A 19,993-nucleotide genomic window follows, 5' to 3' on the forward strand; every position below is an offset into this window, starting at 1 on the left:
ATGGTTTTTATTGTGTTAGCTAAATTTACAAAATGATTCTATATAACTTTGACACAATACATTAAATTTTGTCACATTTTAAACAAAATTGATGCCAATTATATGGTACCAATTAGGTGTAATTCTGAAAATTCTTTATTGATTCTCAGTATTGAAATTCCATTAGTTTCAATACGTTCTAACGGAATTATGACGTTATCTACTTGAATTTCAGAAATCTCAAATGGCAATCCATGAATTTTAATTTCAAACGTTTCATAGTCGGCATCAAACTTCCCTTCTTTATGCTGCTGAATAATTAACTCATTAGGTTTACCAGTTAATTTAAATGTTCTTAAACTGTAACGTCCTTTAGTGTAATCATAACCATCATGTGCATCATCAAATAATTGAGAACGCTCTTTACCTTCTTTATAATATACGTCTAAAACAACCGTCTCGATCTTTTTCTCACCAACATATTGTTGTATTGGGTACTTCGGAATGATTGCTCCTTCCTTCACAAATATTGGCATTGAATCCAAATCTGAGTCTACCCACATTTCGCGTCCACCATTAATCACTTGATCTGTCCAGATGTCATACCATTTTCCAATTGGAAAGTACATACGTCTTCCTTTTGCATTTTGCTCTAAAATTGGACATGCTAAAATATGGTCACCAAATACAAACTCATCTGTTCTGTAATGTGTTTGTACATCATCCTGATCATAAAGCACCAACGAATTTAATATTGGAGTCCCATCTTCTACATATTTCCAAAATGCAGTGTATAAGTATGGTAAAAGCTGATATCTTATCTCAATAAATTTTCTAACAATATCTGTCACTTCTTTTCCAAACGTCCAAGGTTCCTGATCGCCATGATCTCCAGAAGAATGGACTCTAAAAAACGGGTGAAAAATTCCTAATTGCACCCAACGTGTAAATAATTCGCCTTGTGGCTGCTCTGCAAAACCACCAATATCACTTCCTGCAAAACTAAATCCAGACATGGCCATACGTTGTGCTTGCACATTGGCAATCCATAAATGTTCCCAAGTAGCAACGTTATCTCCTGTCCAAGTAGACGTATAACGTTGTGTTCCTGAATATGCAGATCGTGTAATTACAAATGGACGTTTAGGATATGCAAACTTTTTAAGCCCTTGATACGTGGCTCTTGCCATTTGCATTCCGTAGATATTATGCGCTTTTCTATGGCTACAAGGATTCCCATCATAATCATGACGTACATCATCTGGAAATGTTTTATTAGGAACTTCCATCACTGCAGGTTCGTTCATATCATTCCAAACACCTTTTACGCCTATATCTTCTATTAATTCTTTAAATAATCCAGACCACCATTCTCTAACTTCTGGATTTGTATAATCTGGGAAATAACACTCTCCAGGCCATACTTTACCTTTCATATATGGACCATCTGCACGTTTACAGAAATAGTCTTTTTCTAAAGCTTCTTTAAAAACAGAATACTCTTTATCAATCTTAATTCCTGGATCAATGATGGCGACTGTTTTGAATCCGTCGTCTGCCAATTCTTTCACCATTCGTTTAGGATCTGGAAAATGTTCTTTGTTCCAAGTGAAACAACGAAAACCTTCCATATAATCGATATCTAAATAAATGGCATCACATGGTATTTTTAAATCTCTAAATTTTGAAGTGACTTCCTTTACTTTAGATTCTGGGTAATAACTCCATTTACATTGATGAAACCCTAAAGCCCAAAGTGGTGGCAACAAATGTGGTTTTCCTGTAAGATCTGTGTAGCTTTCTACAACTTCGGTCATTTTAGGACCATAGATAAAATAGTAATTCATCTCACCTCCTAGTGCCCAAAAACTCGTTACATTACGACGTTCATGAGCAAAATCAAAGAACGATCTAAACGAGTTATCAAAGAAAATACCGTATGCCTTTTTGTTGTGTAAGCCTGTATAAAATGGAATGGACTTATAGATTGGATCTGTATCTTTTCCGTAGGCATAAGAATCTGTTGCCCAATTTTCAAAACGTTTTCCTTTTAAATTTAAGTGGCTAGGCTTGTCACCAAGTCCATAATAACTTTCACCATCTTTAGACACTTTACTCATCTTCACGACGTCACCACCATACTCGTAACTCTCTTCCCAATGGAAACCTGTTTCATCTTCGTTAATCAGTACATTATCAATAGCATCATATATTTTGACACCTAGGTTTTCTTTGGAAATGTGACAGATCAACTTTTTTGTAGTGATGACATAATTGGTTTTAGTCTCTTCAATTTCTAAATGGTTGTAACCTGTGCTTGCGTATTTTGTGATTGCATATGAAAAATCATTATCAAACGTACCAGTAGTTGTATATCTAAAACGCAACACACTATCTCTAAGGACTGTGAGTTGTAGGACAACATCATTTTCTGTAGAAAAATAGAGTGTATCTACGTCCTTTTTAAAGTTAATTATTTTTGAAGGAACTAAATTTCCTTTATTTTCTAATTCTGTATTTACAATCATAAGCTATATCTCTTGCATGAAACATGTAAAAAAACGGAAAAAAAGGGACGTATAAAAGTATTGTAAATAGTTATTGTTAGGATTTGTTAACTATAACGATTTCGAGGATGTGGTTGTGGTGGGAATGTTTTGGTATATTGGTCTAGAAAATAAGATTTATAGAATGTTTGAGTTGATTCAGGAAGAGTTATGAATTATACATGCTTTTAGTAAACGTTTTTATTTTCTATTTAAAAATTAATTCGAAGTTAGTAATTCATTTAGTTTATCCTCCAGATCAGTTAGGCTTTTATTATCATTATCAGCTCCAACATAGCGATCAACAATAATACCATTTTTATCAATAAGTATATATGCAGGCACAGGCACGACAGAGTATGCTCTAGTAATAGTGCCTTCTTTTCCTAAGTTAAAATTTCCTTCATAAACATGATACCAGTTTAATTTTTCACTTAATACGTTTTCCTTCCAGATAATTTTATCGATGTCTAACGATACGCCTATAATTTCAAAACCTTTTGAATGGTATTTATCATACATTCTCTTTAATTCTGGATGATTTTTCACACATGGGACACACCATTTTGCACCAAAGTCTAATAAAACTGTTTTACTTTTGAATTGATTTAGATCCAACATATTGCCATTTACATCCTCTTGAGAAAAATTAGGTGCAACATCTCCGGAATTGACAACTCGAATTTGGTCTTTGATTCGTAAACCGTAGGATGACTCTTTTATTATTGGGTCTAATTTGGTGTATAATGCTTTAACAGAGTCAAGAGATATTCTTCTTTTGTATATGTCTATTATATCTGCACTCAAATATGATTTTGGATTATTAGCTGAATAACGTAGTTCCACTGCTCTTAACTCGTCCTGTATTTTCAGCATTTCTGCATTTAAATTTTCAATCTCTTTTTCATAATCTTCGTTACTGGTTTCTTTCTTGGAATTGTAAAGACTATCTTTTTTACGTTTTAAAATTTCAAATTTTTTGAGAAGAGGGTCTATTGATTTATCTAAATTTTCTTTTTCAATTTGAGTTTTTGAGCCACTAATTTTTGCATTTGCAAATTGTCCTTCCTTAACAACAATATCAATTTCATTTGGTTCTAAAAAAAACATTAAATTGTTAGGGTCTTCGATAGACCTACCCGATAAATTGCTTGACAATGAAGCCCTTTGAGTGTTGATTACATGCCCTTTTGTTGAGAATAATCCGTTTTTAATTCGCAATGTATCAGCAACATATACGTTGGAGCTATCAAAATAACGCAAGACCATATATTCCGTTTTGGGACCTTCTATTTTTCCTTTTAAGAAAAAAGTATTACTATCATTTTGCGTTTTATCACATGAATTGAAAATAGTAAAAACTATAACTATTATCATGAGTGATTTAATTTTCATCTAAAAAAAAATTTGATTTTCTGGATAAAAGCTTGATAACACACAAACTTCTACTACCTCTACTTCCCATACCTAAAAGCCACCATCCCTAAAGGTGGTAAACAAATTTCTACAGAATTATCTCTAAAATGATGTGCCACAGCTTTAGACGTTAACAATTTATTTTTGTAGTCTCCAGTCCCAAAATATTTTTTTAGATCACTGTTAAATACTTCTTTTAGTTTTCCTTTCTTCGGAAGTCCGATACGGTATTTTTCTTGTGGGCTTGGTGTCATATTACAAACCACTATTAAATCGTCTTTTGGCTTATCTCCTTTTCTAATGAATGTCAAAATTGAATTTTCGTGATCATTGTAGTCGATCCATTCAAAACCTTCCGCAGAAAATTGTTTTTGATATAATGCTGGTTGAGATTTATAAAATGTATTTAAATCCTTATATAACTCTTGAACACCTTTGTGTGGTGCATATTCTAATAAAAACCAATCTAGACTTTGCTCAAAATTCCATTCTGAACTTTGCCCAAATTCACTTCCTTGAAACAATACATTTGTTCCTGGATGCGTAAACATATAGCTATAGAGTAATCTCAAGTTTGCAAATCGTTGCCACTCATCTCCTGGCATTCTACCTAAAATAGATTTTTTACCATAAACAACTTCGTCATGACTTAAAGGCAACATGAAATTCTCAGTAAATGTATAGGTCATAGAAAATGTGAGGTCATTTTGATGGTACTTTCTATAAATTGATTCTTTTCCAAAATACTCAAGCGTATCGTGCATCCAACCCATCATCCATTTCATACCAAAACCTAGACCTCCAAGAAATGTTGGTTTGGAGACCATTGGGAATGCTGTAGATTCTTCAGCAATAGTTTGCACATCTGGAAATGCTGAATACACAGCTTCATTCATTTCGCGAAGAAATGACATGGCTTCTAGATTTTCTCGTCCGCCATACATATTAGGTTCCCATTCTCCATCTTCTCTACTATAATCTAAAAATAGCATAGAGGCAACTGCATCAACTCTAAAGCCATCTGCATGGTACTGATCTAACCAAAAAATGGCATTACTTATTAAAAAGGACTTGACTTCGTTTCTTCCGTAGTTAAAAATTAAACTCTTCCAATCTTGGTGATATCCTTTTCGCCTATCTGGATGTTCATAAAGCGCAGAACCATCAAAAAATCCTAGTCCGTGAGCATCTTCTGGAAAATGCGATGGTACCCAATCGAGAATAATCCCAATATCGTTTTGGTGTAATTTATCGACTAATAATTTAAATTCTTCGGGATAACCAAATCGTGATGTTGGAGCAAAGTAACCGGTAACCTGATAACCCCAAGATGGATCATAAGGAAACTCCATTATTGGCATTAACTCAACGTGCGTAAAGTTCATCTCTTTTACGTAACTGACTAATTCATCTGCCAGTTCTACATAAGACATAAAACGATTCTCTTCAACTTGCTTTTTCCAAGAACCTAAATGTACTTCATAGACAGAAAATGGTGCGTTTAAAGCATTATGCTTCTTTCGCTTTTTCATCCATTTAGTATCTTTCCATTTGTAATTGTCATCCCAAACAATTGACGCTGTACTAGGATTGTGTTCTGCACGTCTTGCGTAAGGATCAGCTTTTTCGGTTTTTATATCGTTATTACTGCTAAGTATCTTGTATTTATAATGAGTGCCTTTTCCTGCTCCAGGAATGAAGCCTTCCCAAATTCCGCTAGAATCCCAACGTACATTCAACTTATGTTGGCCTTCAGTCCAAAAATTAAAATCTCCAATCACAGAAACCATTTTTGCACTTGGAGCCCAAACTGCAAAATAAACACCTTCTACACCATCGACGGTTGTAATGTGGGAACCAAATTTTTCGTATAAGCGATAATGCTTTCCAGATTTAAAAAGGTTGATATCAAAATCTGTAAAAAGACTGTGTGCTATAACTTCTGCCATCTATTGTTTGGGAATAAAATTTATTTAATTATTGTGCCTTTAGGAATAGTAGCACCTTTTTTTATAACTACAATTCCATCTTTAATGAGATAGCTATCTGTTTCTTTATCTTCTAAATGTTTCCCTCCTTCGATTCTAACATTATCACCAATTCTACAGTTTTTATCTACAATACAATAGTTTATAAAACAATTATTACCGATACCTAAAAGGTTTTCAATATGATTAGCTTCCATATCTGCTAGAGACTCATAGGTATCATTACCCATCATATATGTGTTTTGAACTAACGAATTTTTACCAATTCTTGATCTAATACCAATAACACATCGTTCTATTTTTTCAGCATGTATAATACAACCATCAGAAATTACAGAATTGTTTATTGTTGTTCCAGAAATCTTAGAGGTAGGTAAGATTCTAGCTCTTGTATAAACTCTATTTTCATCATACAAATTAAATTTAGGGATATCATCTGTTAATCCTAAATTAGCTTCAAAAAAGGATTCTATGGTACCAATATCTGTCCAATAGCCTTCATATTGATAGCTTAATGTTTTATGATTATGTATGGATTGAGGAATAATTTCTTTACCGAAATCATTAGTATCTGGATTTTTCATTAAATCTATTAATAGATCTCTATTAAAAATATAAATACCCATTGAAGCTAGATAATTTCTACCTTCTTTATTCATTTCATCACTAACTTCAGAGGTCCAATCTGGCAGTAATTCTGATGCTGGTTTTTCTATAAAAGATGTCACTACGTTTTCATCATTCGTTTTTAAAAGACCAAAACCTGTAGCATCTTTAGCGTTTACTGGATAGGTAGCAATCGTTATTTCTGCATTACTTTCTCTATGTTTTGCAATCATATCTTCTAGATCCATATTATATAATTGATCTCCTGAAAGTATTAACGCATAATCGAAATCGTGAGCCAAAAAATGATGCATACTTTGTCTTACAGCATCTGCAGTTCCTTGAAACCACTTATCGCTTTGCATTGTTTGCTCTGCCGCTAAAACATCAACAAATGCACTACTAAAAAAACTAAAATGGTAGGTGTTTTTAATATGCTGATTTAAAGATGCAGAATTAAATTGTGTTAACACATATATCCTTTTGATATTAGAATTAATACAATTAGAAATAGGAATATCTACTAACCTATACTTTCCTGCAATTGGTACTGCTGGCTTGGATCTATTAGCAGTTAGAGGATATAATCTAGATCCTTGGCCTCCACCAAGTATAATTGACAATACTTTATCGTTTATCATAGCTATCGTTTAGTTTAGTTAATTGAATTATACAAGTTTATGTATGCTTTAGCAGAGACCTTCCAAGAATGATCTATGCTCATAATATGTTTTCTGTTTGCTTTAAATTCTTTTTGGTGTTTATAAAAATCTTTTCCTCTACTAATTGCTACAACAATATCTTGTATTGAAACTTCATTATGACAAATACCAAAACCATTGTCACCAATATCTACAACCGTATCTTTTAATCCACCAATGCGTCTTACAATTGGAACGGTTCCATATCTTAATGAATACATTTGGTTTAATCCACAAGGCTCAACACGAGAAGGCATTAATAAAAAGTCTGCTCCAGCATAAATAATGTGTGACAGCTTTTCATCATAACCAATAAAGGCATTATAATTCCCTGTATGTCTAGGTATTAATTCAAATAATTGTCTTTCGGTATCTTTTGATCCAGATCCTAAAACAATTACTGAGATATCTTTTGAACGTAAAGCATAATCTAGTGCATAAGGTAAAAGTTCGGCACCTTTTTCACCTACTAAACGACCTATAAATGCAAATAGAGGTTTACTTTCATCCAAATTAAATTGATCACATAACCATTTCTTATTTGCTTTTTTACCAGCTTCTATTGATGTTTTTTTATAATTTTCAATGATATAAGTATCTGTTGCTGGATTCCAAACTTCAGAATCTATCCCATTTAAAATTCCAATTGCTTTAGCACTTTCAGCTCTTAATAATAACTCAAGTCCGTTAGCATTATGCTTTAATTCTTCCATGTAACTAGGAGATACAGTAGTTACACGCCAAGCACACTTAATTGCTGCTGCTAATGGATTAATCATCCCATCCCACATTATCAATCCAACTCTCTCAATATTAAACCTTGGTAATTTGTACAAGTTCTCGTAGGACATCCATCCTTGATATTGAGCATTATGGATTGTTGTAATTGTAGGTGTTTTATTTAAAGATTCATATTTGAAACTTTCTTGAGTCATAAAAGGGATTAAACCTGTATGATGATCGTGACAATGTATAAAGTCTGGTTTGTCATTTAACGTTAGAATCCAATCTAAAGCAGCTATTTGAAAAGCTAAAAAACGATCTGTATCATTATCTGAATACACATAGTCTTTGAAAAGCAATCCATTGATGTGAATAAAATGTATATCAAAATCTAAAATAGATTCAGTTAATTTTAACACGCTAAAATCTACTTTAGTATTTCCTAAACTTATTTGAGAATCATGTATTGATATAAATTTATGCTTATTGGTAAATGCATTATTGTATAAAGGCATAATAACACTACTCATGGCTCCAATAGCATTTTGATATTTTGGCAAAGCTCCTACTACATCGGCTAAACCTCCAACTTTTGCTACTGGATAACATTCTGCGCTAATATGCATTATTCTCATTCCTTTTTTTTTATGTTAGTCTATAAACTTACTAATTATTAGTGAAAAAATTACATTGATTTACACAATGTTATACTTATGATAAAACTAAATCGTTTTCGTAATGAATTAAAATTTCATACGACCAAAAGGAAAAACTAAAACAATCCCTATTTTTATTCTATGAAAAAGATAATAACAATATTAACAATTGCCTTATTTTTTAGTTGTAATTCTTCTGCTCAGAAAACAGAAACTAAAAAAGAAAAAGAATTTCCTGTTAGTAAAACAGATGCCGAATGGAAAAAAGAATTATCTAGCGATGCCTATTATGTATTAAGGCAAGCTGGAACTGAACGTCCATTTAGTAGCGAATTAAATAATGAAAAACGCAAAGGCACTTTCCATTGTGCAGCTTGTAAAACTCCTTTATTTAAAAGTGAACATAAATTTGATTCTGGTACAGGATGGCCAAGTTTTGATCGTGAGATTAAAGGTAATGTCGCTTTTGGATCTGATAACAAACTAGGTTATAGCAGAGATGAAGAACATTGCGCCACTTGTGGTGGACATTTAGGACACGTGTTTAATGATGGACCAAGAAAAACAACTGGTAAACGTCATTGTATTAATGGTGATGCTTTGACGTTTGTTCCTGCGGAATAAACTTCAGACTAAAAATATATAATAGCGATATAATTTCTAACTATCATAAACTATAGTGTCATAGATTTTGTATCGCTATTTTTATAGTACAAAATTCAAATACATGGAAACTTCATATTTAACTAGTGTTATAAAACAATTTGAATACTATAAAAGTCTTGGTGACAAAACTATTGCTCAATTATCAATTGAAGAACTGCAACATGAATTTGCTGAAGACTCCAACTCTATTGCTATCATAGTAAAACATATTGTAGGCAATATGCTAAGTCGTTGGACCAATTTTTTAACTGAAGATGGCGAAAAAGAATGGAGACATCGCGACAATGAATTTAAAGATACATTTCAGAATAAAGAAGAATTAATCAACTATTGGAATCAAGGTTGGGATTGTTTATTTAATGCGATAACACCTTTAACCAGTAAAGATTTAGATCATATTATATATATTAGAAACCAAGGTCACACGGTTACCGAAGCTATAAATCGTCAATTAGCACACTATGCTTATCACATTGGACAGCTTGTTTTTCTAGGCAAATTAACCAAAGGAAAACATTGGGAATCATTGTCGATTCCTAAAGGACAATCTTCAACTTACAACACAAAAAAATTTAGCAAAGAAAAAGGTCGAAGACATTTTACAGATGACCTTTAATATTACAATTTGGTTTTGTAACTTCGTAGCCTTAATTATATGACAAAAATAAACTCATGAGTAAATACGATATTATAGTACTTGGTAGTGGTCCTGGAGGCTACGTAGCAGCAATTAGAGCTTCGCAATTAGGATTTAAAACTGCAGTTATAGAAAAAGAACACTTAGGTGGTATTTGTTTAAATTGGGGTTGTATACCTACAAAAGCTTTACTAAAATCTGCTCAGGTTTTTGAATATTTAAAACATGCAGAAGACTATGGTCTTTCTGTTAAAGAATATGACAAAGACTTCAACGCTATTGTAAAACGTAGTCGTGGTGTTGCAGATGGCATGAGTAATGGAGTTAAGTTTTTAATGAAGAAAAACAAAATTGATGTTATTGAAGGCTTCGGAACATTAAAAACTGGTAAAAAAGTTGAAGTTGACGGTAAAGAATACAGTGCAGATCACGTTATAATATCTACTGGAGCAAGATCTAGAGAATTACCTAGTTTACCACAAGATGGAAAAAAGGTTATTGGATATAGAGAAGCAATGTCACTAGACAAACAACCAAAGAAAATGATTGTTGTAGGTTCTGGTGCTATTGGAGTAGAATTTGCATATTTCTACAACGCTATAGGTACTGAAGTCACTGTTGTTGAATATTTACCAAATATAGTTCCTGTTGAGGATGAAGACGTATCTAAACAATTAGAACGCTCGTTTAAGAAAAGCGGAATTAAAGTTATGACATCTGCAGAAGTGACTCATGTTGATACCTCTGGAAAAGGCGTTAAAGCGACTGTAAAAACTAGTAAAGGAGAAGAAATTCTTGAAGCAGACATCTTATTATCTGCTGTAGGTATCAAATCTAATATCGAGAATATCGGTTTAGAAGATGTTGGTATCGCTGTAGATAGAGACAAAATTTTAGTAAACGATTACTACCAAACAAATATTCCTGGTTACTACGCTATTGGTGATGTAACTCCAGGTCAAGCATTAGCTCACGTGGCTTCTGCCGAAGGTATTTTATGTGTAGAAAAAATTGCAGGTCAGCATGTTGAAGCACTTGACTACGGAAATGTGCCAGGTTGCACCTATTGTTCTCCAGAAATTGCAAGTGTAGGCTTGACCGAAAAACAAGCAAAAGAACAAGGCTTAGATATTAAAGTCGGAAAATTCCCATTCTCTGCATCAGGAAAAGCGAGTGCTTCTGGCGCAAAAGACGGATTTGTTAAAGTAATCTTTGATGCTAAATATGGCGAATGGTTAGGATGCCATATGATTGGTGCTGGAGTTACAGATATGATTGCTGAAGCTGTTTTAGGTCGTAAACTAGAAACTACAGGTCATGAAGTATTAAAAGCTATTCACCCTCACCCAACAATGAGTGAAGCGGTTATGGAAGCTGTTGCAGCTGCTTATGGTGAAGTGATACATTTGTAACATTTAAGATAGTAATACAAAAAAAAGTTCCAGAATAATCTGGAACTTTTTTTTTGCAAAAATTTTGAATTGTATTTAAAACATAAAACCAATTCCAAATTGCCAAACATCATTTTTAGCATCTACACCTTCAAACAGTGTACCGTCATCAAAAATATCTGTAACACCTAAGTTATAACGACCGTTAAAGAAAAAACCATTGTCAAACTTATACGAAGCACCAAATGCAACACTGGTATCAAAATCTTTAACATAGGAGTCATCAGAATTTATTTCTATATCGCCTCCATCACTGTTTGGCTGAAAATCAAATTCTTCATGAATTTTAAATCCAAATTGAGGTCCTGCCTCTACACTTAAACCTTTTACTATATAAGCTTTTAATAAAAGTGGTACTTGGATGTAATCTAATTGATACTCTACATTTTCATCTGTATCAAAAGCATTATCCTGATCTACCTCTCTAATATCAAATCCTTGTCCTGAATAAAAAACCTCTGGTTGAAAAGAGAAACGATTAGATATTGGTATTTCGGCAACTAAACCTGCGTTAAAACTAGTTCTAGAATCTAAGTCTCCAAGATCATCTCCAGTTATTGTAGAAAAGTTTACACCTCCCTTTACTCCTAGTTGTACCTCTCTTGAATCTGACTGTGCATTTGCACTAATTAATGATAATAATGTTGCTGTTGTAATTAAAATTACCTTCTTCATTGTTTATTATTTTTGGGTTAATAACAGTAAAATTAGGAAGGAGAATTATAGGCATTGGCATGTTTAACATTGGTTTAACGAAGGTTAAAATTTTAGCCAAAATTTATAGTATAACCAATAAAAACAAGGGTTTTTTATTCATCAAAAAATTGACTCATTTGCTAAAAAGAGATCGCTTTTAATAATTATAATATTTTAAAAAAAGTATAGTCTAATTTATGAAAATGTTAATTAAGGTATTAAAATTTATAACCAGCTCCTATAAACAATCCATTTGGTGCCACTTCAGTGAAACCGACAACAAACTTTAAATGTAGATCAAAATTTTCTGTGATGTTATAAGCTGTAGAAATATCACCTCTTACTTTAAATTTATTGATAAAGAAATCTGAAAAATAGTTAAGACTCGGACCAGCCAAAAAGCTCAATTTATTTGATAATTGAAATTTTGCATAGATGGGAGCATTAATAAACTTAAAGTCATTTAATTGAACATATAATAGTTCAGGCTGAAGAGACACAGCATCATTAATTTCAAAATTGACATAAACACCTCCATAATAACCTGTTTCGGTTTGAATAGTGTTTCCAAATTGGGCTTCAGGGACTTTAAAAAACGTGAGGTTTAGACCTCCTTTTATTCCGAAGTCTACATTGGATTGCGCGTTACATTTCAGAATAGAAAAAAAGAAAAACAAACTAAAAAGTGTAACGACGTATTTCATGATTAGTTTTTAACTCATTAATGTATTAATTAATCATCCAAAAAACTTTGGATTGCCAACTCATAACTCTGTAAGCCAAAACCTAATATAACACCTTTTGCATTTGGTGAGATATAAGATTGATGTCTAAATTCCTCTCTAGAAAATGTATTAGAGATATGAACTTCTACCACTGGAGTTGTAATAGCTTTGACAGCATCACCAATACCAACAGAAGTATGTGTATAAGCTGCTGCGTTGAGAATAATACCGTCATAACTAAATCCAACGTCTTGAATTTTATCTATCAACTCGCCTTCTATATTAGATTGAAAATGTTCTAATTTAGCATTAGGGAATTTTTTAATGGTTTGGTCAAAGAATTCTGTGAACGTCATATTTCCGTAGATATTAGTTTCACGCTTACCTAATAGGTTAAGATTTGGACCGTTAATGATGATAAGTTTCTTCATAGAGTAAAGATATTAAAATTTGGGCATAAAAAAACCGAAGCGGTTATGCTTCGGTTTTTAAAAATTTTATGAATTCTAATAATTAGAATTTGTAAGTAATACCAAAGTTGATATCAGATAAATCTAAGTTTAATGCGAATGTATTAAGAGCTTCAGCTCCATCTACGTCAGCTTTAGAGCTCGTGTAAGATAATGCACCAATTGACGCTCTTAAAGCGATACAATCAGATACGAAATAGTTAACACCTGGAGCAACAGCAAAACCTAAAGTGTTTACTTTGTAATCATCGTCAAATCCAGCTTCTTCTTCTTTAGAGCTTACGTAAGCAACTCCAGCACCTAAAGTGAATGAAAATTGTTCAGATGGTGTAAAGAAATAAGTTGCACCTAAACCAGCACCAAATTGAGACTGCTTATCTTCTGCTCCACCAAATTCTTGTTTAGAAGAACCAACTAATAAGTTAAATTCTAATGCAATGTTTTCACTGATAAAGTAACCAACTGTTGGAGAGAAAGATAAATTGTTAGTTTTAGCTTCATCTTGAGATTGGCTAGTAAATCCAACTGTACCTGAAACATAAACATCTCCTTCTGCGAAACCACCTGTTGTGTTTTCATCTTGAGCATTTACATTTGAAAATCCGAAAACTGCTACTGCAGCCATAAGTAATAATTTTTTCATAATAATAAAGTTTAATTTTAAGTTTAATTAATTTGAGATTTAATATTTTAATTGGTCGGCAAAAATATACCTAATCATAATACTATGCAAGAAAAATTTCACTTAATTTTAGCTTTTAATCGATAATATTATGCTTTTCAACGGTATAATGTCGTTTTTTACGCATAAAAAAGGAAACTGTTAGGTTTCCTTCTTCTATTGTATACTATAATTAGTTTAGAATTTATATCCAACACCTAAGCTAATAGTATTAACTTGCCAGCTAAAATCACCATCACCTGTATAGTGATCATTTAATTGAAAACCGTAACGTGCTTGAACAAAAATATTCTCATTAATATCGTAACCAGCACCTGCAGCTAGTTGCAAATTTAAAGAAGTAATATCATCATCTCCTAAAGCATCAAAAGCATCTCCACCTGCAAAACCTACTTGAGGTCCTAATTGAATATTAAACTCCTCAGAAACAGAATACTTAGCAATAGCATTAACGCTAAACATAGAGAAATCTCCTGCAATAGAATAAGTCAATTCAGGTTGTACACTAAATTCATCAGAAATTCCAATATCAGCAAAAGCACCAATGTGGAAACCAGTTTCAGAATCTGTAGCATCTAAACCTCCACCTAGATCAACACTTAACGACTGAATAGATAAACCACCCAATGCTCCAAAAGCAACTTCTTGAGCATTCGCGCTCGATAATCCAAATACTGCCACGGCAGCTAATAACATTAATTTTTTCATAATAAAAAGTTTTAAAATTGATTAGTACAAACTAAACGCTTTTTTTTCAGACTATCAACATATTTTTATATGTTATTAACAATTTTATGAACATTACTCTGTAATCACCATGTTTTCAGTAGTGTAAAAAACAAAGTTATTAACATTAAATTGCTCTTAAATGCTCCAATTCTAGCTTTTATTACTATAAAATTGCCAGTTATTTACTTATTTTTATCAAAAAACATTGCGACCTTTAATTGGTTCTATATATGAAATGGCAAAATGCTCTTAACGATTATAAATACTACCTTAAGATTGAAAGAGGCTTATCTAGTAACTCCATCTTAAACTATGAGTTAGATGTTGAAAAATTAATTAGCTATCTTGATACTAATGACATTTCGGTCTCTCCTATTCATATAGATCACGAACAAGTTCAAGCTTTTGTTTACCATGTTTCAAAACAATTAAATTCTAGATCTCAATCCCGACTTATCTCTGGCTTACGTAGTTTTTTTAATTATCTGGTTTTTGAAGATTACCGTAAAACAAACCCCTTAGATCAAATTGAGTCCCCAAAAATTGGTAGAAAATTACCAGACACACTATCTATTGATGATATTGATGCCCTTATTAGCGCTATTGATTTAACTAAAGAATATAATGGTGTTAAAATTGGAGAACGCAATAGAGCCATATTAGAAACACTTTATAGCTGCGGACTTCGAGTTAGTGAACTTACTAATTTGAAGATTTCAGATTTGTTTTTTGATGAAGGATTTATAAAGGTAACTGGTAAAGGAGACAAACAACGCTTTGTACCAATTGGTTTAAATACTCAAAAGTATATTAATATATGGAAAGACATAAGAACACATATTACTATTCATCCAGAATATAAAGACACTCTGTTTTTAAATAATAGAGGTAAACAATTAACAAGAGCTATGATTTTTACTATTATAAAAGATCTTGCAAAAGCAATTAATTTAAATAAAATCATTTCTCCACACACCTTTAGACACTCTTTTGCTACACATCTCTTAGAAAATGGTGCCGATTTAAGAGCTATACAGCTTATGCTTGGTCATGAAAGCATTACCACAACTGAGATTTACATGCACGTTGATAGATCTCATCTTAAAGATGCGCTTATGGAATTTCACCCAAGGCGATAGAAAAATCCTATATAATTTGCTTCTTTAAAGGTAAATAACTACATTTAATCCTCTAACTAACATTTTGTTAACCAAGAATTGAAGTCCCTAACGATATTCTTAAATATATCGTTATGGCTTTTTTTAATATGGGACTTCTAAATGGTTCTAAAAATCCAGACTTCAAAGAGGTCTATAAATCTAAACTTGCTCTAGAATTCTCAAGCATAGGTGTTTGGGAATACAATGCCGAAGAAAACCAAGTATACTTCTCTGAAGGCTCCATGCAAATAATAGGCGTTACAAATCCCGATTTTGGTAAAGATCCTCAAGACTGGAATAATCGTGTACATCCAGATGATAAAATTAAATATTTTCAAGATTTTCAAGACCACCTCAATGGTCACAAAACAATGTATGAAAATGTTCATAGAGTAAGATGTGAAAACGGTAAATACAAATGGATTAGAGATCGAGGAAAAATCGTTGAGTGGACAAACAATGGTAAATGCAAAAGAGTAATAGGGACTCATACAGACATTACAGAACTTAAAAATAATGAGAAGAAAATTAATAACGCTCTTTCCATTGCTTCAAAACAAAATAACCGACTTAAAAATTTCGCACATATTGTAACCCATAATCTTAAACAACACACAGGTAATCTCGAAATTCTTCTAGACTTTTATCAAGAAGAAACCGATGAGAATGAAAAAAATGACATCTTTAATCACATGCTTACACTCTCAAATTCATTGAGTAAAACAATAAGTGATTTAAGTAATATTGTATCTGTACAAACCAACAAGAATAAACGTATAGAAAAAATATACATCGCTAAAGAAGTTGATCGAATTTTAAATATGTTAGATTTTGTAATAAAAAAATCTAATGCTACAATCAACAATAACGTCAACGAAAAATTATATATTAAATACAATAAATCCTATTTTGAAAGTATAGTTCAAAATCTACTCACCAATGCTTTAAAATATAAGCATCCAGATAGAGATCCAATCATAAATATTGACAGCAGGTTTGACCATAAAACGATTGAATTAAGTGTCTCTGATAATGGTACAGGAATTGATCTCGATAAATTTGGAAAAGACATTTTTGGACTTTATAAAACGTTTCATCCTAATACAGACTCAGAAGGTGTAGGCTTATATCTTATCAAAAATCAAATAGAAAGTTTTAATGGTCAAATTAAAGTAGAAAGCGAATTAGGAAAAGGGACAACATTTAAAATCGTTGCTACCAATTAACATCAAAAATAATGTGTTTTTTATATTTTTTTTCTTCGGAAATTTTAAAAATTAATTATTTACTCCTACCAGAATCATATCTACCTATAATGTCACATAACATTTTAAGCACTTATTATTGAGTGTTTTATAAAATGTAATTTTTAATGTTTTATAGGATTTGATCAAAAAAAGTCTTTCTAAATCTTCATCCTAGAAAATAAACCATATTTTTACAAGTTATAAGGTGACGGCATTAAAAAAGAAGTGTCTTAATAAAAAAGCCTACGACATGTTTTGGAAAACAAAAGAACTAAACTCTCAAAATAACATTGAGAACAAAGCTTCTATTAATGATAAGAGATGGCAAATTGCCCTAGAAAATACTAACGTTGGTCTTTGGGATTATGACGTCATTAATAATGAAGTTTTTTACTCTAAAGAGTCAAAAATGATTCTTGGTTTTAAAGAACATGACCTAACAAATTCTCCAACTGAGTGGAATCGCAGAGTACATCCAGATGATTCTGAAACTTATTTTAACGATTTTAATGCACATGTAAATGGGTCATTAGAAGTTTATAGAAACGAACATCGTATTCTCTGTCGTGATGGTAATTACAAATGGATTTTAGATAAAGGAAAAGTCGTTGAAAGAGATTCTAAAGGAAAACCAACTCGAATTATTGGTACACATACCGATATAACTTACAGAAAGAAAAAAGAAGAACAGTCGGAAAGATATCTTCAACTCATCACCAGTCAAAATGAAAGATTACATAATTTCACACATATTGTATCTCACAACCTGAAGACTCATATAGGAAATTTCAAAAATATATTAGAGTTTTATGACGAAGCTCATTCCGAAGTAGAAAAAATAGAACTTGTAGATCATCTTAAGACGATTTCCGGAGCACTTACCACAACAATTATAGATTTAGATGACATTATAAGTATAAAATCTAAATCAAATTCTAAAGAGCTTAATGAACGTATTAATCTTTACAATTGTGCCGAAAAGGTGATCAATAGCTTAGAAATGGATATTTCTCATAATGAAATTGCTATTTACAATTCTCTTAGGAAAGATGATTTTATTAATGTTAATAGATCTTACTTAGAAAGTATTCTTTATAACTTAATTTTAAATGGAATCAAATACAGAGCAGACAATCGTAGCTCTAAAGTGATGTTACAATCTGTTCATACTAAAAATGAACTCAAAATTTTGGTTTCAGATAATGGAATAGGAATTGATATCAATAAATACAAAAATCAGCTTTTTGAGATCTACCAAACGTTTCATGGTACTAAGAGAGAAGATTCTCGTGGTGTAGGATTGTACATTACTAAAACTCAAATGGAGACTCTTGGAGGAACAATTGATGTTGAAAGTACTTTAAATGAAGGCACAACGTTTATCCTCACATTTAAAAAACAGTTAGCCCTCTAGTTTATATAACATAGGTTTTTGGTGTCAACTAATCCTAAATTGACACGTTACTCATTGATACGTAGCATTCACTCATTGTAGTTTTACTATCTATTACTTTCGCTATACTTTTGAGGTATTCATAACAAAGAAATGATTTTGATCCCTTTTGCTTCGGAATGATTTTTGTAACTTTAAAACATAAATAGCACAATGAAACGTATTACTCAACTTTTTATCTTAACACTACTTCTTGTAAGTTGTGGCTCTTATCAATCAGCTTCAGAAACCGATTTAACAAACGTTCCTGAAGAAGATATTGTACGAATAGCAAACGATGATATAGAATATGAAATCACCATTATAGAACCTGGATTTAATACATGGCTAGCATCTATGGCTAGACCAGAAGGCTATTATTCTCAATCCTATATGGAAGCTAGAAACGCTGTTAATGTTATAGAATGGAACAATAGAGTTTTACAGCCACAAAAATATGATCCTAATCTTTACGAATTACGAATAGATTATAATCCTAATATAGATTATGGCTACGATGTTAATTATAAACTATTTAACTATTTTACTTACTTTCAATTAACCTATAAGCAACGATTATCCTCATTTGTTCCTAGAATTTAAATTATCTTTGCAGAGAAATTACTCTATGTTAAAAGGATTTAAAAAGAATTGGGAGATTCAACATAATTGGCAATTACTATTTCCATTACTTGGGTTTATAGGTTTGGGCTACAGTAGTTATAAACTCGCGCTCATCTTTACAAAAACATACCATATTATTGCAACTATTATCCTTGCAGTAATTGTTTTTATTGCACTTTTAAAACTCGTTTTATTTATTTTTAAAAAATTAGAAAATAAATGGGTTGTAGACTTTCGTTGGGAAATCATTAGAATATTTATAGTCTTTGCAGTAACAGGATCCTCTTCCTTATTTGTAGGTAAACCAATTATTAGAGCCATAGGAATTACTAAAGAAAACTTAAACCCTATTCTGTATTGGGTATTATTTATTATCATTGGACTTATTTTCTATCAAATACTTTTAGTTAGTTTTGGTTGGCTTTTTGGCCAGTTTAAATTTTTCTGGGAATTTGAAAAGAAAATGCTAAGACGTTTTGGACTCGGTCGATTTTTAGATTAATGCAACAACACAAACAACATATAACTTACAGCATTGCAACACTCATTTTAATTGTAGCGTTAGCATTGCCAACTGTTGTAAAATTTACACATGCTTTTAGTCATCATAACCATGACGTATGTACAGATTATTCTCAAACACATCTACACAATTTAGATGCCGACTGTAGTTTCTACAATTTCAAAATTACAAATCATTACACGTTTTCTATAGAGAATTATGAATTATACATTCCTATAAAAATCAAACAAATAACAGCATCTCAATATCAATTTCTAAGTGATTATCAAAGACTTCAATTCTCACTTCGAGGTCCTCCAATTTATAGTTAAATACACAGTGTCTGTTGGTAAAAAC

General features: G+C 31.8%; 19 protein-coding genes. 9 read left to right on the forward strand and 10 right to left on the reverse strand.

Annotation, left to right across the window (positions count from 1 at the left end; translation table 11 throughout):
* Positions 1–98: 98 nt before the first annotated feature.
* The 5 genes from WNY78_RS13910 to WNY78_RS13930 form a co-directional block, all read right to left on the reverse strand.
* Complete coding sequence (locus WNY78_RS13910) at positions 99–2,507, reverse strand: glycoside hydrolase family 31 protein (RefSeq protein WP_342873816.1); 2,409 nt, start codon at positions 2,505–2,507, stop codon at positions 99–101.
* Positions 2,508–2,744: 237 nt separating this feature from the next.
* The gene (locus WNY78_RS13915) at positions 2,745–3,920 is read right to left on the reverse strand and encodes a TlpA disulfide reductase family protein (protein WP_342873817.1); all 1,176 of its coding nucleotides are present in this window, start codon (positions 3,918–3,920) and stop codon (positions 2,745–2,747) included.
* A gap of 59 nt (positions 3,921–3,979) precedes the next feature.
* Positions 3,980–5,890 (reverse strand): 1,4-alpha-glucan branching protein GlgB, encoded by a 1,911-nt coding sequence (gene glgB / locus WNY78_RS13920; RefSeq protein ID WP_342873818.1) that lies wholly within the window; start codon positions 5,888–5,890, stop codon positions 3,980–3,982.
* 20 nt (positions 5,891–5,910) lie between these two features.
* On the reverse strand, positions 5,911–7,176 hold the full coding sequence (locus tag WNY78_RS13925; RefSeq protein WP_342873819.1) for a glucose-1-phosphate adenylyltransferase: 1,266 nt from the start codon (positions 7,174–7,176) through the stop codon (positions 5,911–5,913).
* 14 nt (positions 7,177–7,190) lie between these two features.
* The gene (locus WNY78_RS13930) at positions 7,191–8,594 is read right to left on the reverse strand and encodes a glycogen/starch synthase (protein WP_342873820.1); all 1,404 of its coding nucleotides are present in this window, start codon (positions 8,592–8,594) and stop codon (positions 7,191–7,193) included.
* 162 nt (positions 8,595–8,756) lie between these two features.
* Here WNY78_RS13930 and msrB point away from each other — a divergent pair, with 162 nt between their 5' ends.
* The 3 genes from msrB (at position 8,757) to lpdA (ending at position 11,330) form a co-directional block, all read left to right on the forward strand.
* Complete coding sequence (gene msrB, locus WNY78_RS13935; protein WP_342873821.1) at positions 8,757–9,239, forward strand: peptide-methionine (R)-S-oxide reductase MsrB; 483 nt, start codon at positions 8,757–8,759, stop codon at positions 9,237–9,239.
* Positions 9,240–9,342: 103 nt separating this feature from the next.
* Positions 9,343–9,897 carry a DUF1572 family protein gene (locus WNY78_RS13940; RefSeq protein WP_342873822.1) on the forward strand — a complete coding sequence of 185 codons (555 nt, stop codon included), beginning with the start codon at positions 9,343–9,345 and terminating at the stop codon, positions 9,895–9,897.
* Positions 9,898–9,953: 56 nt separating this feature from the next.
* Positions 9,954–11,330 (forward strand): dihydrolipoyl dehydrogenase, encoded by a 1,377-nt coding sequence (gene lpdA, locus WNY78_RS13945; RefSeq protein WP_342873823.1) that lies wholly within the window; start codon positions 9,954–9,956, stop codon positions 11,328–11,330.
* Between the two features lie 75 nt (positions 11,331–11,405).
* Here lpdA and WNY78_RS13950 read toward each other — a convergent pair whose 3' ends face one another.
* The 5 genes from WNY78_RS13950 to WNY78_RS13970 all read right to left on the reverse strand — a co-directional run bounded on the left by WNY78_RS13950 (position 11,406) and on the right by WNY78_RS13970 (position 14,650).
* Positions 11,406–12,044 carry a porin family protein gene (locus tag WNY78_RS13950; RefSeq protein ID WP_342873824.1) on the reverse strand — a complete coding sequence of 213 codons (639 nt, stop codon included), beginning with the start codon at positions 12,042–12,044 and terminating at the stop codon, positions 11,406–11,408.
* Between the two features lie 239 nt (positions 12,045–12,283).
* Positions 12,284–12,769, reverse strand: coding sequence for a hypothetical protein (locus tag WNY78_RS13955; RefSeq protein ID WP_342873825.1), 486 nt, complete (start codon positions 12,767–12,769; stop codon positions 12,284–12,286).
* A 29-nt stretch (positions 12,770–12,798) separates the two neighbouring features.
* On the reverse strand, positions 12,799–13,221 hold the full coding sequence (gene aroQ, locus WNY78_RS13960) for a type II 3-dehydroquinate dehydratase (protein ID WP_342873826.1): 423 nt from the start codon (positions 13,219–13,221) through the stop codon (positions 12,799–12,801).
* A gap of 82 nt (positions 13,222–13,303) precedes the next feature.
* Positions 13,304–13,903, reverse strand: coding sequence for an OmpW family outer membrane protein (locus WNY78_RS13965; RefSeq protein WP_342873827.1), 600 nt, complete (start codon positions 13,901–13,903; stop codon positions 13,304–13,306).
* Between the two features lie 216 nt (positions 13,904–14,119).
* On the reverse strand, positions 14,120–14,650 hold the full coding sequence (locus tag WNY78_RS13970) for a porin family protein (protein WP_342873828.1): 531 nt from the start codon (positions 14,648–14,650) through the stop codon (positions 14,120–14,122).
* Between the two features lie 251 nt (positions 14,651–14,901).
* On the opposite strand from WNY78_RS13970, the gene xerA reads away from it, so the two are divergent.
* From xerA to WNY78_RS14000, 6 genes are all read left to right on the forward strand, one after another.
* Positions 14,902–15,810, forward strand: coding sequence for a site-specific tyrosine recombinase/integron integrase (xerA, locus tag WNY78_RS13975; protein WP_342873829.1), 909 nt, complete (start codon positions 14,902–14,904; stop codon positions 15,808–15,810).
* A gap of 113 nt (positions 15,811–15,923) precedes the next feature.
* Positions 15,924–17,057: a PAS domain-containing sensor histidine kinase gene (locus WNY78_RS13980; protein ID WP_342873830.1), complete on the forward strand. Its 1,134-nt coding sequence runs from the start codon at positions 15,924–15,926 to the stop codon at positions 17,055–17,057.
* A 271-nt stretch (positions 17,058–17,328) separates the two neighbouring features.
* The gene (locus tag WNY78_RS13985) at positions 17,329–18,492 is read left to right on the forward strand and encodes a PAS domain-containing sensor histidine kinase (protein WP_342873831.1); all 1,164 of its coding nucleotides are present in this window, start codon (positions 17,329–17,331) and stop codon (positions 18,490–18,492) included.
* A 192-nt stretch (positions 18,493–18,684) separates the two neighbouring features.
* Positions 18,685–19,113 (forward strand): DUF6146 family protein, encoded by a 429-nt coding sequence (locus WNY78_RS13990; protein ID WP_342873832.1) that lies wholly within the window; start codon positions 18,685–18,687, stop codon positions 19,111–19,113.
* A 25-nt stretch (positions 19,114–19,138) separates the two neighbouring features.
* A complete protein-coding gene (locus WNY78_RS13995; RefSeq protein WP_342873833.1) occupies positions 19,139–19,636 on the forward strand; it encodes a DUF6787 family protein in 498 nt (165 codons plus the stop codon).
* Positions 19,636–19,968 carry a hypothetical protein gene (locus WNY78_RS14000; protein ID WP_342873834.1) on the forward strand — a complete coding sequence of 111 codons (333 nt, stop codon included), beginning with the start codon at positions 19,636–19,638 and terminating at the stop codon, positions 19,966–19,968. The genes WNY78_RS13995 and WNY78_RS14000 overlap by 1 nt, the downstream gene beginning before the upstream one ends.
* The last annotated feature ends 25 nt before the right edge of the window (positions 19,969–19,993 follow it).

The organism is Psychroserpens sp. AS72 (genome assembly GCF_038900375.1).
In the GTDB taxonomy this organism is placed as follows: domain Bacteria; phylum Bacteroidota; class Bacteroidia; order Flavobacteriales; family Flavobacteriaceae; genus Psychroserpens.

Coding starts and splice junctions, on each gene's coding strand:
- WNY78_RS13910 (WP_342873816.1), bottom strand. CDS start 2,507: ATGATTGTAAATACAGAATTAGAAAATAAAGGAAATTTAGTTCCTTCA.
- WNY78_RS13915 (WP_342873817.1), bottom strand. CDS start 3,920: ATGAAAATTAAATCACTCATGATAATAGTTATAGTTTTTACTATTTTC.
- glgB (WP_342873818.1), bottom strand. CDS start 5,890: ATGGCAGAAGTTATAGCACACAGTCTTTTTACAGATTTTGATATCAAC.
- WNY78_RS13925 (WP_342873819.1), bottom strand. CDS start 7,176: ATGATAAACGATAAAGTATTGTCAATTATACTTGGTGGAGGCCAAGGA.
- WNY78_RS13930 (WP_342873820.1), bottom strand. CDS start 8,594: ATGAGAATAATGCATATTAGCGCAGAATGTTATCCAGTAGCAAAAGTT.
- msrB (WP_342873821.1), top strand. CDS start 8,757: ATGAAAAAGATAATAACAATATTAACAATTGCCTTATTTTTTAGTTGT.
- WNY78_RS13940 (WP_342873822.1), top strand. CDS start 9,343: ATGGAAACTTCATATTTAACTAGTGTTATAAAACAATTTGAATACTAT.
- lpdA (WP_342873823.1), top strand. CDS start 9,954: ATGAGTAAATACGATATTATAGTACTTGGTAGTGGTCCTGGAGGCTAC.
- WNY78_RS13950 (WP_342873824.1), bottom strand. CDS start 12,044: ATGAAGAAGGTAATTTTAATTACAACAGCAACATTATTATCATTAATT.
- WNY78_RS13955 (WP_342873825.1), bottom strand. CDS start 12,769: ATGAAATACGTCGTTACACTTTTTAGTTTGTTTTTCTTTTTTTCTATT.
- aroQ (WP_342873826.1), bottom strand. CDS start 13,221: ATGAAGAAACTTATCATCATTAACGGTCCAAATCTTAACCTATTAGGT.
- WNY78_RS13965 (WP_342873827.1), bottom strand. CDS start 13,903: ATGAAAAAATTATTACTTATGGCTGCAGTAGCAGTTTTCGGATTTTCA.
- WNY78_RS13970 (WP_342873828.1), bottom strand. CDS start 14,650: ATGAAAAAATTAATGTTATTAGCTGCCGTGGCAGTATTTGGATTATCG.
- xerA (WP_342873829.1), top strand. CDS start 14,902: ATGAAATGGCAAAATGCTCTTAACGATTATAAATACTACCTTAAGATT.
- WNY78_RS13980 (WP_342873830.1), top strand. CDS start 15,924: ATGGCTTTTTTTAATATGGGACTTCTAAATGGTTCTAAAAATCCAGAC.
- WNY78_RS13985 (WP_342873831.1), top strand. CDS start 17,329: ATGTTTTGGAAAACAAAAGAACTAAACTCTCAAAATAACATTGAGAAC.
- WNY78_RS13990 (WP_342873832.1), top strand. CDS start 18,685: ATGAAACGTATTACTCAACTTTTTATCTTAACACTACTTCTTGTAAGT.
- WNY78_RS13995 (WP_342873833.1), top strand. CDS start 19,139: ATGTTAAAAGGATTTAAAAAGAATTGGGAGATTCAACATAATTGGCAA.
- WNY78_RS14000 (WP_342873834.1), top strand. CDS start 19,636: ATGCAACAACACAAACAACATATAACTTACAGCATTGCAACACTCATT.